General features: G+C 68.8%; 16 protein-coding genes and 1 rRNA gene. 4 read left to right on the forward strand and 13 right to left on the reverse strand.

Annotated features, from left to right (window positions below; genetic code table 11):
• The first annotated feature begins 6 nt into the window (after positions 1–6).
• Both rrf and ACLJRM_RS35000 read left to right on the forward strand, forming a co-directional pair.
• A 5S ribosomal RNA gene (gene rrf, locus ACLJRM_RS34995) occupies positions 7–123 on the forward strand.
• 558 nt (positions 124–681) lie between these two features.
• A complete protein-coding gene (locus ACLJRM_RS35000) occupies positions 682–1,083 on the forward strand; it encodes a nuclear transport factor 2 family protein (RefSeq protein ID WP_410665534.1) in 402 nt (133 codons plus the stop codon).
• A gap of 5 nt (positions 1,084–1,088) precedes the next feature.
• Here the strand turns inward: ACLJRM_RS35000 and ACLJRM_RS35005 are convergent, their stop codons facing one another.
• The 7 genes from ACLJRM_RS35005 to ACLJRM_RS35035 form a co-directional block, all read right to left on the reverse strand.
• Entirely contained in the window at positions 1,089–1,856 is a 768-nt protein-coding gene (locus tag ACLJRM_RS35005; RefSeq protein ID WP_233223742.1) for an SIR2 family NAD-dependent protein deacylase, read from the reverse strand.
• A 15-nt stretch (positions 1,857–1,871) separates the two neighbouring features.
• Entirely contained in the window at positions 1,872–3,071 is a 1,200-nt protein-coding gene (locus ACLJRM_RS35010) for an Ig-like domain-containing protein (protein ID WP_410665535.1), read from the reverse strand.
• Between the two features lie 107 nt (positions 3,072–3,178).
• On the reverse strand, positions 3,179–4,045 hold the full coding sequence (locus tag ACLJRM_RS35015) for a patatin-like phospholipase family protein (protein WP_410665536.1): 867 nt from the start codon (positions 4,043–4,045) through the stop codon (positions 3,179–3,181).
• Between the two features lie 9 nt (positions 4,046–4,054).
• The gene (locus ACLJRM_RS35020; protein WP_101609531.1) at positions 4,055–4,717 is read right to left on the reverse strand and encodes a DedA family protein; all 663 of its coding nucleotides are present in this window, start codon (positions 4,715–4,717) and stop codon (positions 4,055–4,057) included.
• 61 nt (positions 4,718–4,778) lie between these two features.
• The gene (gene lipA, locus ACLJRM_RS35025; RefSeq protein ID WP_181773779.1) at positions 4,779–5,780 is read right to left on the reverse strand and encodes a lipoyl synthase; all 1,002 of its coding nucleotides are present in this window, start codon (positions 5,778–5,780) and stop codon (positions 4,779–4,781) included.
• 37 nt (positions 5,781–5,817) lie between these two features.
• A complete protein-coding gene (locus ACLJRM_RS35030; RefSeq protein WP_410665537.1) occupies positions 5,818–6,774 on the reverse strand; it encodes an oxidoreductase in 957 nt (318 codons plus the stop codon).
• 43 nt (positions 6,775–6,817) lie between these two features.
• Positions 6,818–7,348: a hypothetical protein gene (locus ACLJRM_RS35035; protein ID WP_410665538.1), complete on the reverse strand. Its 531-nt coding sequence runs from the start codon at positions 7,346–7,348 to the stop codon at positions 6,818–6,820.
• Positions 7,349–7,480: 132 nt separating this feature from the next.
• On the opposite strand from ACLJRM_RS35035, the gene ACLJRM_RS35040 reads away from it, so the two are divergent.
• Complete coding sequence (locus ACLJRM_RS35040; RefSeq protein ID WP_410665539.1) at positions 7,481–8,098, forward strand: TetR/AcrR family transcriptional regulator; 618 nt, start codon at positions 7,481–7,483, stop codon at positions 8,096–8,098.
• A gap of 25 nt (positions 8,099–8,123) precedes the next feature.
• Positions 8,124–9,059 carry an LLM class F420-dependent oxidoreductase gene (locus ACLJRM_RS35045; RefSeq protein ID WP_101613397.1) on the forward strand — a complete coding sequence of 312 codons (936 nt, stop codon included), beginning with the start codon at positions 8,124–8,126 and terminating at the stop codon, positions 9,057–9,059.
• 64 nt (positions 9,060–9,123) lie between these two features.
• Here the strand turns inward: ACLJRM_RS35045 and ACLJRM_RS35050 are convergent, their stop codons facing one another.
• From ACLJRM_RS35050 to ACLJRM_RS35075, 6 genes are read right to left on the reverse strand one after another with little or no spacing between them, the layout of a single operon-like run.
• Positions 9,124–9,405 carry a hypothetical protein gene (locus ACLJRM_RS35050; protein ID WP_101609527.1) on the reverse strand — a complete coding sequence of 94 codons (282 nt, stop codon included), beginning with the start codon at positions 9,403–9,405 and terminating at the stop codon, positions 9,124–9,126.
• A 60-nt stretch (positions 9,406–9,465) separates the two neighbouring features.
• Positions 9,466–10,209 (reverse strand): lipoyl(octanoyl) transferase LipB, encoded by a 744-nt coding sequence (lipB, locus tag ACLJRM_RS35055; RefSeq protein ID WP_410665540.1) that lies wholly within the window; start codon positions 10,207–10,209, stop codon positions 9,466–9,468.
• A gap of 10 nt (positions 10,210–10,219) precedes the next feature.
• Positions 10,220–10,834 carry a phosphatase PAP2 family protein gene (locus ACLJRM_RS35060; protein ID WP_410665541.1) on the reverse strand — a complete coding sequence of 205 codons (615 nt, stop codon included), beginning with the start codon at positions 10,832–10,834 and terminating at the stop codon, positions 10,220–10,222.
• A complete protein-coding gene (locus ACLJRM_RS35065; RefSeq protein ID WP_410665542.1) occupies positions 10,831–11,715 on the reverse strand; it encodes a TIGR01777 family oxidoreductase in 885 nt (294 codons plus the stop codon). Before ACLJRM_RS35065 ends, ACLJRM_RS35060 begins: the two co-directional genes overlap by 4 nt.
• A 37-nt stretch (positions 11,716–11,752) precedes the next feature.
• Positions 11,753–12,220 (reverse strand): ArsR/SmtB family transcription factor, encoded by a 468-nt coding sequence (locus tag ACLJRM_RS35070; RefSeq protein WP_410665543.1) that lies wholly within the window; start codon positions 12,218–12,220, stop codon positions 11,753–11,755.
• 22 nt (positions 12,221–12,242) lie between these two features.
• Entirely contained in the window at positions 12,243–13,337 is a 1,095-nt protein-coding gene (locus ACLJRM_RS35075; protein ID WP_410665544.1) for a serine hydrolase, read from the reverse strand.
• Positions 13,338–13,402 lie beyond the last annotated feature (65 nt).

Below are 13,402 nucleotides of genomic sequence, written 5' to 3' on the forward strand. Positions count from 1 at the left end.
TAGTGTTTCGGTGGTTATAGCGTCAGGGAAACGCCCGGTCCCATTCCGAACCCGGAAGCTAAGCCTGACAGCGCCGATGGTACTGCAACCGAAGGGTTGTGGGAGAGTAGGACACCGCCGGACTAACATTAAGAAGAAGAGGGTCCAGGCCCCGGTCGAGAACCACGAGTTCTCCCGGGGCCTGGACCCTTTTTTCGTACCCGCCTGCAGAGCGCGGTCGGCCAGGTGGTCGTGAGTGACAGTTCGGGTTCTAACCCGAAACGCCACTCACGACCCACCCGACCCACAGCCTCGTGAGCGGCAAAGACGGTTCTAACCGCCCTTACCACTCACGAGATCCGCAGGCGGTCCTCGCACGTGGCCCTGGCCCGCGGGAAGTACATGAAGGCCCCCTTCCCTGCGTCTAACGCAAGGAAGGGAGCCTTCACGTACTTGCGACTAGACCGAAAGGGCCCCTTCGGCCCACCGACAGCGGAAACGACACCCTCGCGCGCAGCCTCGTGAGTGGCGATTCGTGTTCTAACCGCCTTTACCACTCACGAGGCTCTCGCCTCATGCGGTCACGTGACGTACTCCTGGTCCCCCGATACCGTGAAGCTGACGGCCATGCTCAAGGACTCGGCACCGGCACAGATGGCGCATGTGTCGCCGACAGAACCGATCGAGCGAACAGGAGCGGGGATGACCGACGATGTGGCCGGCCAAGTGATCAAGGCCGAGCAGGATCGGATCCAATGTCTCCTCGACGTGGATCGCGGCACCTACGACCGCTTGCACGCCGCGGAGTACCGGTTGTGCAACCCGACCGGCACCGTGTGGACGAAGGCCGAGTACCTGGATCTCCTCACCACCGGGCGGGTCGCCTACCGGGAACTGGAGCTGACCGGCGACGTGGACGCCATCGTCGGCACCGACGTCGTCGTCCTCCGCTACCGGTGTTTCATCGAACTCACCGTCGACGGCGCGGACATCCCGCGGCACGAGGCCTGGCACACCGACGTCTACACGAATGCCGGCGGCACGTGGCGTTGTGTCTGGTCGCAAGCCACCGGCATCATGGACCTTCCGTCAGCCGCATCCTGACCCACTCACGAGACGTGGCCCGAAGCAGTGAGGGCCGGGAGCGTCTCACCGAGCGGGCCGCGGACGACCGCGGTCGCCATCGAGTCATACGGCGTCTCGGAGCCGTTGAAGATCACCACGTCAGCCCCAGCCCGTGAAGCGACGCTCACCAGCGAGGCGGCCGGCTGCACGCTCAGCGAAGACCCTGCCACCAGCAGGAGATCACTCCCGGAGACAGCGGCACGCGCGGCCCGGAGCAGGGTCTGATCCAGGTGCTGGCCGAACGAGATCGTGGCGGACTTCAGGATGCCGCCGCACTCCAGGCAGGGCGGATCGGTCTCGCCAGCCCGGACGCGCTCCAGGGTCGCGCGCATGTCCCGGTGATCGTCGCAGGACAGGCAGGCGGACTCGAACATCGTCCCGTGCAGTTCCAGCACCTGCTCCGGCGGAGAACCAGCCTTCTGATGCAGGCGGTCGATGTTCTGGGTGACGATGTGCGTCGGCGACAGGCGTTCGAGCGCGTAGTGCGCGGCGTTCGGCACTGCATCCCAGCCGGGGTGCACCAGCCGCGCCTGCCAGGTCCGTTCCCGGACTTCGCGACTGCCTCGGTATGCCTGGAGGTTCGACATCTTCTCCGCGGCCGGGTCGCGGGTCCACAGGCCTTGAGGGCCCCGGAAGTCGGGGATGCCCGAATCCGTGGAGATCCCGGCGCCGGTCAGTGCGACGATCCGGCCGGCGCCGGCCACGAGCGTGCGGGCCTTGCTCAGTGCGGCATCGGGGCCGGTGGTGGTCACCGGCCCATCATGCCCCTACTTGACGGCGCTGCCCGCCTGCCAGTCCGCCCACGACTTCGACCAGTCGCCGTAGAGGTCCCAGACCGGCAGCTGCGGGCCGCCCGAGTTGGTCACCTCGACGACGTCGCCGAGCCCCATGTTCTGGTAGAACCACTGGGCGTTGGCGGCGTTGAGGTTGATGCAGCCGTGCGACACGTTCGAGCTGCCCTGCGCGCCGACGCTGTTCGGGTTCTCGTGGACGAACTCGCCGTCGTTGGAGATGCGCAGCGACCATTTCTCGTTCGCCTTGTAGTACCCCGGCTGTCCTTGGCAGACGCCGTAGGTGCACGAGTCCATCGTGTAATTCTCGTGTTTGTCCGAAATGACGTGCGCGCCCAAATGCGTCGGCGTCGCGTCCTTGCCCATGGAAATGGGCATCGATTTCGCCAGCTGGCCGTTGTGGAAGATCTGCATCTGTTCGGTGTTGCCGTCGGCCTTCGCGACCCAGGAATCGTGCACCTTGTACGTTTCGGTGCGGTCGGTCGCGCCGTAGACGCCATTGCCGAAATCGACGCCGTAGATCATCGCCGACACCTTGAGCGTCGTCCCCGGCTGCCAGTACACCTTCGGGCGGTAATGGACGTTCTTGTCGTCGATCCAGTACCAGGAGCCCTCCTGCTTCGGAGTGGACTCCACCGACAGCTTCTTCTCCACCTCGGCCTTGTTCTTCACCGGCTGGCCGAAGGCGAACACGATCGGCTGTCCGACGCCGACCCCGCCGGACGCGACCGCCGAGGGCGCCGGGATCAGGTTCGGGTTCGCCTGCTGCTTAGGGCTCAGGGTGGACACCCTGCTCTGCTGCTCCACGGGCTTCCCGTCGGTGCCCTGGGCATGCGCCACGATCTTGTAGGTGCTGCCGTAGCCGAGCGGCTCGACGGTCTTCCAGCTGAGCCCGTCGCCCGCCAGTTCGCCCTTGACCTGCTTGCCCTTGTCGGCGTTGCTGACCGTGACGTCGGTCAGTTTGCCGTGCTCGGCCTTGACCACCACCGGGGTCGCCGGATTGACGTCGGTCCCGCCCGCCGGATCGATGGTCACCGAGACCGGGCTTTCGCCCGATTCGGCACTGGTACCGGTCGAATTCGCGGGACCGTTCCCGCCCGAGGACGAACAGGCCGAGATCAGCAGTATCGCGGCGAGTATTCCGGCCGTCGAAAGTAATGTCTTCTTGGGAAACATATAGTTCTCTCTTTAAAATATAACCAGTACGTCGCTCGATCAGCGGAAAGGTCCTTTTTCAAAAGTACGCGAAGACGAAGACGCGATCGATGCCGGATGGTTGCTCGTCAGCCCACGACGAGACCTGGCGCACCATAAAGACCAGGGCCATCCACGCTCAATTCACCCAAATAGGTCTTCGCGGCGTCGTAGGCCTCGGCGGTCAAAGTCGTGGTGTGACTGAAGTCCAGCGGGCTGACCCGCACCGGCTTCGGTCCCGGCACGTAGACCACGGGCACTTCGGCCGCGGCGATCGGCGCCTCCAGCACGGCCTGGTTCCGCATGCTGATCATCGCGGTGAACATCATCACCTCGGCGAAGGTCTGCGGGGTACCGGGCATTTTGCCGGGGAAGGCGCAGTCGAGGACGACGAGCGACTTCGCGCCCATCGCGAGCGCCTGGCGCATCGGCACGTTGGCGACCAGGCCGCCGTCGTAGAGCATGCGGTCCCCGAACGGCACCGGCGGATAGATCCCCGGGATCGCGCAGCTGGCCAGCAGCGGCGCCAAAACGGGTCCTGAGCGGATGAGCAGCGGCTCGGCGGTGTCGACGTCCGTCGCGACGACGCCCAGCGGCAGCGCGAGGTCCTCGAACCGGACGCCCTCGCCGATGTGCTCGTCGACGATCGCGGCGAGACCGGTGTTGGGGAACAGGTTGGTCTTGCTGTGCCGCAGGGTCCGCACCTGGCTGAGCACGCCGCCGGGGAACGCCTCGTGCCGCGTCATCCGCGACCAGATCCGGTTCAGCCGGTCACCCGATTCGTCCCCGAGCGCGAGGACGGCGGCGTTCAGGGAACCCACCGAGGTGCCGACGACGAGGTCCGGGGCGACGCCCGCTTCCGAGAGCGCCTGCAGCATCCCGACCTGCATGGCGCCGAGGCTGCCTCCACCGCCGAGGACGAAACCGATCGGCTGGGGCAGGTTCAGGGCGGCCATGCCCGGAATCTAGTCCTCCGCGCCGACCTTCGCCGGGGTGGCTTCTTCGGCTGTGACACCGAGCGCTTTCTTCTTCTTGTAGCGCAGCAGGAAGAACACGGCGACGCCGACGAGCACGCCGACGATGGCCAGGCCGCCGGTGTTCAGCACGCCTTCGACCTTTTTCGCGGCCTCACCGAGGGCGGCGCCGATGCCGATGTGGATCGCCGACCAGCAGGCCGCACCGGCCGCGGCGGCCGGCAGGAACTTGCGGAACGGCAGGCCCGAGGTGCCGGACGCCGCCGGGGTCAGCGTGCGGATCACCGGGAGGAACCGCGCGAAGAACACCGCCCACGCGCCTCGCCGTTCGAGCACGCCCGTCGCCTTGTCCCAGGCGTCGAGGCCGTACTTGCGGATCAGCTTCGTCTCGCGCAGGCGCGGGCCGAACCGTTTGCCGATCGCGTAGCCGAGCGAGTCGCCCAGCGCGGCGCAGACCGTCACGACCGCCCACAGGGTCAGGAAGCGGGAGACCGACGTCGCCGTCGTGGCCGCGACCAGCAGCCCCGATTCGCCGGGCGCGATGAAGCCGAGCCCGATGGTGCATTCGGCGAACACCAGTCCGCCGGTTGCCGCGACCAGTCCCGGTTCGGGGAGTCCCTGCAGCCAATTGAGAAGATCCGTTACCAACGCCACCAGGTCACATTACTGATCTGTGACCTTTCGGGTGGCGAGGTCGCGGCGAGGGTGACCGGAGTCACCGAGCCAGCAGCGAACTGGCTTCCTGGGCGGCGGTCCCTTCGGCGGCGAGGTGGGCCAGGTTCTCCGACAGCGCTTCGCCGCGGCGAGCCTTTGTCTGCGCGAAGAGACGCCCGGCGCGGTACGAGGACCGGACCAGCGGCCCCGCCATCACACCGGCGAAGCCCATGGCCTCGGCGGCGTTGGAGTGCTCGACGAACTCCTCCGGCTTGACCCAGCGGTCGACGGGGTGGTGCCGCGGCGAGGGACGCAGGTACTGGGTGATCGTGAGGATCTCGCAGCCCGCGTCGACCAGGTCCTTCATTGCGGGCGCGACCTCGTCGGGGGTCTCGCCCATGCCGAGGATGAGGTTCGACTTCGTCACCAGGCCGGCTTCGCGAGCGCGGGTGATGACTTCCAGCGACCGCGCGTAGCGGAAGCCGGGGCGGATGCGCTTGAAGATCCGCGGCACGGTCTCGACGTTGTGCGCGAGCACCTCGGGACGCGAGCCGAAGACTTCGGCGAGCTGGTCGGGGTCGGCGTTGAAGTCCGGGATCAGCAGCTCGACGCCGGTGCCGGGGTTCAGCGCGTGGATCTGGCGGACGGTCTCGGCGTACAGCCACGCGCCGCCGTCTTCGAGATCGTCCCGCGCCACACCGGTCACCGTGGAGTAGCGCAGGCCCATCGCCTGGACGCTCTCGGCGACCTTGCGGGGCTCGGTGCGGTCCAGCTCGGCGGGTTTGCCGGTGTCGATCTGGCAGAAGTCACAGCGCCGCGTGCACTGGTCGCCACCGATCAGGAAGGTGGCCTCGCGGTCTTCCCAGCATTCGTAGATGTTGGGACAACCGGCTTCTTCGCAGACGGTGTGGAGGCCTTCGCGGCGCACCAGGCCTTTGAGTTCGGTGAACTCCGGTCCCATCCGGGCGCGCGTCTTGATCCAAGACGGCTTCTTTTCGATGGGAGTCTGGGAATTCCGGACCTCGAGCCGCAACAGCTTGCGGCCATCTGGGGCAGCACTCACCCCGTCACCCTACGCTCGCCGCAGTAGTGGTCGCCGCTCACGCGGGGTCAGGGGTGACGCCCGTCAACTTGGTGCTCACGTCCCACAACGCGGCACCGAGCGATTCGCTCCTCGCGGCGGGCAAAGGGCGCACCTTGACCGGGGCGCCGCGAAGCCCGCCGAGCCCGCGAGGGCCGATGTAATCGCCGCCCCGGACCTCGGGGGAGGTCGCCGCGAACAGCTGCGGGAGCGTGCCCTGACGGGCGTTCTGCGCGATGAAGATCTCGCCGATCCGGTTGCCCGCGCCGACGAGCGCCCGCACCACCGGGTTGCGGTACGAGCGGGCCATCCCCGAACCGAGGCCGGTCCACGTGTAGCCGGGGTGCGCCGCCACGCTGATGACATCCTCGCCCGCAGCGCGCAGCCTGCGGTCGAGTTCGAGCGCGAACACCTGATTGGAGAGTTTCGACTGGCCGTAGGCGGAGCCCGGGTTGTACATCCGGCGCTCGAAGTTGGGGTCGGCGACGTCGATGCGCGCGCCTGTCGCCGCGACGCTCGACAGGGTCACGACCCGCGCTCCCGAGCCGCCGCGCAGGGACGGCATCAGCAGCCAGGTCAGCACCGCGTGCCCGAGATGGTTCGTGCCGAACTGGGTCTCGAACCCGTCCTTGGTGTGGCCGCGCGGGGTCGCCATCACGCCCGCGTTGTTGACCAGGAGGTCGAGCTTGCGGTCTGACAGCTCCTGGACCTTCTTCGCGGCTTCGCGGACCGACTCGAGGTCGGCGAGATCCAGGCGGACGAGCTCGGGTGCTTCCCCGGTCGCGGCCGCGCGGACCTGCTCCAGCGCCTTGGCGCCGCGCTCCGGCGACCGGCAGCCGAGCAGCACGCGGGCACCCTTGCCCGCGAGCACCTCGGCGGTCCGCAGCCCCAGTCCCGAGTTCGCGCCGGTGACGAAGACGGTCCGCCCGGTCTGATCAGGGATGTCGGCCTCGGTCCAGCGCGCGTGAGCAGCCATGTCGGTCACCTAACTACATCGGCGGTGGCCCCGCCAGGCCGGATCACGCGCTCGGCGCGAGCAACCGGAGCAGGTGTCCCATCGGGCTGCGGCGGCGGGCGGGCTTCGCGTGACGGCCGTGCCGGAGCAGGGTCGCGAAAGCGCTGCCGACCTGGGTGATCTCCCCGGTCGGTTCCTTGCCGTCGGCCAGTCCCGCCGTCAGCGCGAGAGTGCGCAGTTCGGCTTCGTGGGACGGGATCAGCGCGGGGCACCGTTCGAGGGCCGCGTCGAGAACGGCGCGGAGGGTCTCGTGTTCGGCAGTGGCGCTGTTCCAGGCGCGGGTGACGGCTTCGACCCTGTCGAGCGCGAGATCCTGTTCGGCGTAGTCCGGATCGGTCGTCTCGGCGCGCAGGTGGCCCGCGAACACCTGGTTCCACTTGTACCGAAGCGCGACCAGAAGCTCTTCTTCGGTCGCGAAGTACTGGGTGGCGCCAGGGATTTCTTCAAGTGAAATCGCCTCGGACGGGTGGTGACCCGCCTGTCGGAGTGCGGCTTCGAGGATGTCGCGCCGCTGGTAGAAGTCGTTCCAGCTCATGATGTGGGCTCCCCTCCGTGACCCGGTTCATACCGCAGGTTTGCGGCATACTCCCGGTACGGACCTGACAGCAGCCAACATACCATGAGTATGGTGCGGGGCCGGCGGCGTAAAGTTGTGAAGGTGGCGACAATGAGGTCAAGGCGGCTGGACTATTCCGAGTCCACCCGGTCGGCACTCGTCGAGAGTGCCGTGGAGCTGTTCACCAAACGCGGATACGCCGGCACGTCTCTCGACGAGATCGCCAAGCGGGCCAGGGTGACGAAGGGCGCGCTCTACCACCATTTCAGTGGCAAGCAGGCGCTTTTCGAGGCTGCCTTCGACACCGTAGAGAGCCAGGTCTTCGACAGGCTCGAAAAGATCATGAACGGCCCGGACTCGCCGTGGGAGCGTGCGCTCGCCGGGCTGCGCGGTTTCCTGCAGAGCTGTCTCGACCCGGCGTATCAGCGGATCGCGATCCACGAGGCCCCGGTGGTGATGGGCTGGGAACGGTGGCGCGAGGCCGAAGAACGGTGCAGTTTCGGCCTGGTCCGCAACGGGATCCAGTCGCTCATCGAGGTCGGCGAGGTCGACGACGTCCCGGTGGACGTCACCGCGCGGCTGCTGTTCGGCGCGCTGTCGAGCGCCGCGATCGAGATCGCGAGTTCGCCGGAGCCGAAGAAGGTCAGCGCCCAGGTCGAAGAGGTCCTGGTGCGGCTGCTCGTCGGATTCCGCCGTGTTCCGCCCGCCGAACACGGGAAAGCGAGCTGACGGCCTCCTCTATATGGTGGCCTTCGTGGACCTCAGGATCTTTACCGAGCCCCAGCAGGGGGCCGGCTACGAAGACTTGCTCCGGGTGGCCAAGGCCACCGAGGACGCGGGTTACGACGCCTTCTTCCGCAGTGACCACTACCTGAAGATGGGTTCGGCGACCGGTCTGCCGGGGCCGACCGACGCGTGGATCACCCTCGCGGGTCTCGCCCGTGAGACCAGCCGGGTGCGGCTGGGCACCCTCGTCACCGCCGCCACCTTCCGGCACCCTTCGGTGCTCGCGATCTCGGTCGCCCAGGTGGACCAGATGTCCGGCGGCCGCGTCGAGCTCGGCATCGGCTCGGGCTGGTACGACGACGAGCACACCGCCTACGGCCTCGACCTGCCGCCGATGAAGGAGCGCTTCGACCGCTACGCCGAGCAGCTCGCGGTCGTCACCGGGCTGTGGGAGACGCCGGAAGGCGAGACGTTCTCCTACGACGGCGAGCACTACCAGCTCGTCGAGTCGCCCGGCCTGCCGAAGCCCGCTCAGCGGCCCCGGCCGCCGGTGATCATCGGTGGCGGCGGCAAGAAGCGCACCCCGGCGCTCGCCGCTCGCTATGCGGACGAGTTCAACCTGCCGTTCGTGGGGCCGGACTTCGCGGTCGAGCAGTTCGGCCGTGTCGACGACGCCGCCCGCGAGATCGGGCGCGACCCCAAGGAGATCCTGCGCTCTGTCGCGCTCGTCGTCGCCGTGGGCCGCGACGAGGCCGAGGTGGCGAAGCGAGCTTCGGTGATCGGGCGTGAGGTTTCCGAGCTGCGTGAGAACGGGCTCGCGGGGACGCCGTCCGAGGTCGTCGAGAAGATCGGGCAGTGGCGGGAGAAGACCGGGATCACCCGGCTCTATCTGCAGCTGCTGGACCTCTCGGATCTGGACCAGGTCGACCTGATCGCCGCCGAGGTCGCTCCTCAGCTGGACTGAACCGGAAATCCGTGAAGGCCTCCTTCCCTACGCTCAAGGTAGGGAAGGAGGCCTTCACGGATTTCTAGACGTATTCGACGTCCACGCTGGCGATGGAGCCGCCGGGGCTGAAGGAGATCCCCGAAGGCCTGCCGTTGGTGGCCGGGTAGCCCTCTTCCCGGTGACAGTTCGGACGGCAGTACTGGACGACGACCTTGTAGGTCCCCTCCGGACAGAAGCCGGCGGCCCAGGTCGAGCCGTTGGTCTCGGTCCAGCAGCTCGGGGGTGCCGCCGACGCGACGCCGGGTGCGGCCAGCATTCCGCCGACAGCGGCCACGACCGCGACGGCGTGCGCGAATTTGCGCATGTTTCCTCCCAGTGGGACCGCGGTGTTTCCGCGGCCCTACCGGGAAGGGTGGCACAAAAACTAGTTCTGCAAAGCGAAAGTGACACCAGGGGCGGCGGGCGCCTCGGCACGCGGCAGCCAGCGCTCGTCGTTCACCGGGAGGTCGCCCTCCAGTGCGGCGAGGACGGCTTCGCGCGCCATCGGCAGGACCGACGCCACGGTGACCTCGCGGTCGAGTTCGTAGGACAGCGACGTCACGCCCGCGTCCCGGATGCCGCACGGGACGATCTTGTCGAAGGCGCCCAGGTCGGGATTGCAGTTCAGCTCGAAACCGTGCATGGTCACACCGCGCTGGACGCGGATGCCGATCGCGGCGATCTTCCGCTCCACGCCGCGATCGTCGGCGGGGATCCAGACACCGCTGCGGCCCTCGACCCGGCCGGTGTGCACGCCGAGCTGGTCGCAGACGGTGATCAAGGCCTCTTCGAGACGCCGCACGTAGTGCACGACGTCGATCGGGTCGGCGAGTTTGATGATCGGGTAGCCGACCAGCTGGCCGGGCCCGTGCCAGGTGATCTTGCCGCCGCGGTCGACGTCGAGCACCGGGGTGCCGTCGGTCGGCCGGTCCTCGGCTTCGGTGCGCTTGCCCGCGGTGTAGACCGACGGGTGCTCCAACAGCAACATGGTGTCCGGGCCGTCGCCGTCGGCGCGGGCCGTCACGTGCCGGCGCTGGAGGTCCCAGGCCTCGGTGTAGTCGATCGTCCCGATCTCGCGGACGTCGACGGGCTCGCTGGTGGCACGGCATGACGTGGTCGAAGAGCTCACGCCCGCGACACTACGCCGGATCCCCCGGCCGGGGCAGCAGGCCCAGTCCGGTCGCCGAAATCAGGCCGACACCGCCCACGGCGAGTACGGATCCCGCCGTGTCGGTCAGCCAGTGCACACCCAGCACGACCCGGCAGAGCGCGCCGGCCACCGTCGCCGCGACGGCGATCGTGATCGCCAGGCGGGTCAGGCGCGGGCGGGTCCACGCGCACAACAGCACCGCGACGAACCCGGTGCAGGCGACCGCCACGACATGCCCGCTCGGGTAACTCAGATCGGGGAATTCGCGGGGCCGTTCCCGGTAGAACAGCGGTTTGGCGATCAGGCTGGTCAGACGGCACAGCAACAGGACGACGGCCAGTTTGACGCACAACACGGTCAGGTCCCGGCGGCGCCAGGCGATCACCACCAGCACCGCGCCCAGCGCGAACGGCAGGACCGGGCCGAGGACGTTCGTGATCAGCTCGGCCACCTGCCCGGCTGGCCGGGTGTACTGCCCGCGGAACGCGTCGGCGAGGGCGACGTCCACCGGCGGCGGCCGGTCGTCGACGAGCAGCCCGAGGGTGACGAAGCCGATGAGCAGCAGGACTCCGGCGAGGAAGTACAGACCGCGTTGCAGGGTCATGTCGCGGCGGCCAGCGCGTCCTCGAGGGTCGGGTGGCGGAACGGGTAGCCCGCCTCCTCCAGCGCGCGGGGCAGGGCGCGCTGCCCGAACAGCGCCATCTCCTCGGCCGCCTGACCGAGGGCGATCTTCATCGCGAAACCGGGGACCTGCCAGAACGCCGGCCGGTGCACGGCCCGGCCGAGCGCCTTCGTGAACGCCGCGTTCGTGGCGGGCTGCGGCCCGCTGAGGTTCACCGCGCCGGACAGCGAGTCGTTCTCCAGCGCGAAAACGATCGCCCCGACCTCGTCGTCGAGCGAGATCCACGGCATGTACTGCTTGCCGTCGCCGAGTTTCCCGCCGAGCCCCAACCGGAACAGCGGCCGCAGGACGTCGAGAAGTCCACCCTTGCGGGCGAGGACCAGACCGGTGCGGACACGCACGACGCGGGCGCCCGCGGTGGCCGCGGTCTCGGTGGCGCCTTCCCACGCGGTGCAGAGTTCGGCGAGGAAACCGCGTCCCACCGGGCTGTTTTCGTCCACAAGGGACGGACCGGGGTCGCCGTAGTAGCCGACGGCGGAGGCGTTGACCAGTACCGGGATCCCGTGTTCGGCGACGGCTTCGGCGAGCACTTCCGTCGGTTCGACCCGGCTGTCGAGCAGGACCTGTTTGCGGGCCGCGCTCCAGCGTCCGGGCAGGAGCGGCGCGCCGGCGAGGTTCACCACGGCGTCGACGCCGTCGAGCGCGCCGTCGGCGATCTCCCCGGCAGGGGGATCCCAGCGGCGTTCGTCGGCGGCCCGCTCTTCCCGGCGCACGAGCCGGACCACCTCGTGCCCTGACTCACGGAGCCGCTTGGTCAGGGAGGTACCGATCAGTCCGCTCGCACCCGCGATCAGAACTCGCATTGTCCGATCGTGTCGTATCCGCGATCCGGGCGCACGCTCAGGTTCGCAGTTGCCCGGCCACGTCCGACGCGGCGGTGAGCAGCACCAGCACCGGGATCGTCGCGGCGGGGCGGAGGCGATAGCTGCCCCGCTTGTCCTGCTCGACGATCCCGGCGCCGGTCAGCGCCTTGAGATGGTGGTAGAGCTGGCCGGGGGAGCCGAGTTCGGCGGCCTCCTGCAGGGCGGGCGCGGACTGGGCACCCTTTTCGGCCAGCGTCCGCACGAGTGCCACCCGCGCGGTGCTGGACAGGGCCGCGAGCACCTCGGCGCGCGGACCGTCCGCCAGCGCCAGCACGGGGCCGGGGGTGACGGTGATCGCCCAGCTCAGTTCGAGGGGGTCGGTCAGCTCTCCGTGGTAGCCGATCAGGCCGCCGGGGCCCGCCGCCGGTTCGGTCCGCTGCCCGCCTTCGAGCGCGGCGACCCGGGCTTCGAGGGCGGCGATCCGGTCGGCGAGCTCAGCGTTCATACCGGTTATCTATACCTTCGTCTCAGCCGAGCGCCCGTTCCAGGGCGGCGAACCGGGCCGGGTCGGACAGCGCCGCGAGCAAGGCGTCGATGAGCGGCAGCTCGTTCTGCGTGTCCTGGTCCGTCACGCCGTGGAGCAGGACGGCCGCCGTGCCGGACCGTCCTCCCGGCCACCTGACCGAAAGCCCGATGGTGAGCGTGCGCGGCAGGGCCCCGTCCTTGACGAGCACCTCGCTCGCGCCGGGCGGCACGCGGTCGGAAAGCGGCCTGGCGAGGATTTCGCGGGCGAGCGCGCCTCCCGGCCGGTAGCGACCGGACGCCAGGCTGCGGTGGAGAGAGAACAGTTCCGACGCCGTCCCCCTGGCGTGGCCCTTGACCCAGGGCCACTGCGCGTCCGGCGTCCCCGGCATGGTCGGGAAGCGCGCGAAGGCTTTGGCGCGGAACGCGGGGTCGGCCACGAAGCGCCGGGCCACCGCGTCGCCCAGCGCCCGCCGGACCGCGACGGGACTGCCGGGCGGCGGCGCGTACTCCGGCATCATCAGCATCAGGACCTCGCCGCCCAGCGAACGGGTGTCCGGCCGCACCCACCCGCCTCGTGCCGCCGCGAGCTGGAGGGCGGGATCACCGAGGCGGGTGCGCAGATAGTCGGTGGCGGCGTTGTCGCTGAAGAAGATCATCGCTTCGGGGAGCCTCGCCAGCGGGACACGCTGTTCGGGGTCCTTGGCGATGCCGTAGTCGTCGCAGGGGACGCCCAGCCAGGTGAGCGCGTGGAAGTGCGCGCGGCCGTCGGCCACGAACGGGTGGTGGGCGTCCCAATCGCCGACCCTGATCTGTTCCTTCGGATCGAGCCTGCCTTCGGCGACCGCGACGGCGTACGCGCTGAGATGCACGACCTTGACCGACGAGGCCAGCAGCCGCCGGACGTCGGCGTTGCGCGAAGCCCGCCGGCCCGCGCCGTCGTCGATCACGACGGAGACATCGCGCCGATGGGCGGCGAGCCAGTCGAGCCAGCCCTGTTCGGTCCCCGTGTCCGGCTCGGCCGCACTCGCGGTTCCCGGAAGCAGCAGCGCCGCCGACCCCACGGCGGCGCCCGTCAGCAGATGACGTCTTGTCAGCATGGGTGACACCCTCCCTCTTGTTTTCCGTAATTCCGGAATACTAGAGTTCTGGGTGGCTGTCAAAC

Source organism: Amycolatopsis sp. lyj-84 (genome assembly GCF_046549075.1).
Taxonomy (GTDB): domain Bacteria; phylum Actinomycetota; class Actinomycetes; order Mycobacteriales; family Pseudonocardiaceae; genus Amycolatopsis.

Excerpts from the sequence above, each read along its gene's own strand:
- ACLJRM_RS35000 (WP_410665534.1), top strand. The coding sequence starts at position 682 with ATGACCGACGATGTGGCCGGCCAAGTGATCAAGGCCGAGCAGGATCGG.
- ACLJRM_RS35010 (WP_410665535.1), bottom strand. The coding sequence starts at position 3,071 with ATGTTTCCCAAGAAGACATTACTTTCGACGGCCGGAATACTCGCCGCG.
- ACLJRM_RS35015 (WP_410665536.1), bottom strand. The coding sequence starts at position 4,045 with ATGGCCGCCCTGAACCTGCCCCAGCCGATCGGTTTCGTCCTCGGCGGT.
- ACLJRM_RS35030 (WP_410665537.1), bottom strand. The coding sequence starts at position 6,774 with ATGGCTGCTCACGCGCGCTGGACCGAGGCCGACATCCCTGATCAGACC.
- ACLJRM_RS35035 (WP_410665538.1), bottom strand. The coding sequence starts at position 7,348 with ATGAGCTGGAACGACTTCTACCAGCGGCGCGACATCCTCGAAGCCGCA.
- ACLJRM_RS35040 (WP_410665539.1), top strand. The coding sequence starts at position 7,481 with ATGAGGTCAAGGCGGCTGGACTATTCCGAGTCCACCCGGTCGGCACTC.
- ACLJRM_RS35050 (WP_101609527.1), bottom strand. The coding sequence starts at position 9,405 with ATGCGCAAATTCGCGCACGCCGTCGCGGTCGTGGCCGCTGTCGGCGGA.
- ACLJRM_RS35060 (WP_410665541.1), bottom strand. The coding sequence starts at position 10,834 with ATGACCCTGCAACGCGGTCTGTACTTCCTCGCCGGAGTCCTGCTGCTC.
- ACLJRM_RS35065 (WP_410665542.1), bottom strand. The coding sequence starts at position 11,715 with ATGCGAGTTCTGATCGCGGGTGCGAGCGGACTGATCGGTACCTCCCTG.
- ACLJRM_RS35070 (WP_410665543.1), bottom strand. The coding sequence starts at position 12,220 with ATGAACGCTGAGCTCGCCGACCGGATCGCCGCCCTCGAAGCCCGGGTC.
- ACLJRM_RS35075 (WP_410665544.1), bottom strand. The coding sequence starts at position 13,337 with ATGCTGACAAGACGTCATCTGCTGACGGGCGCCGCCGTGGGGTCGGCG.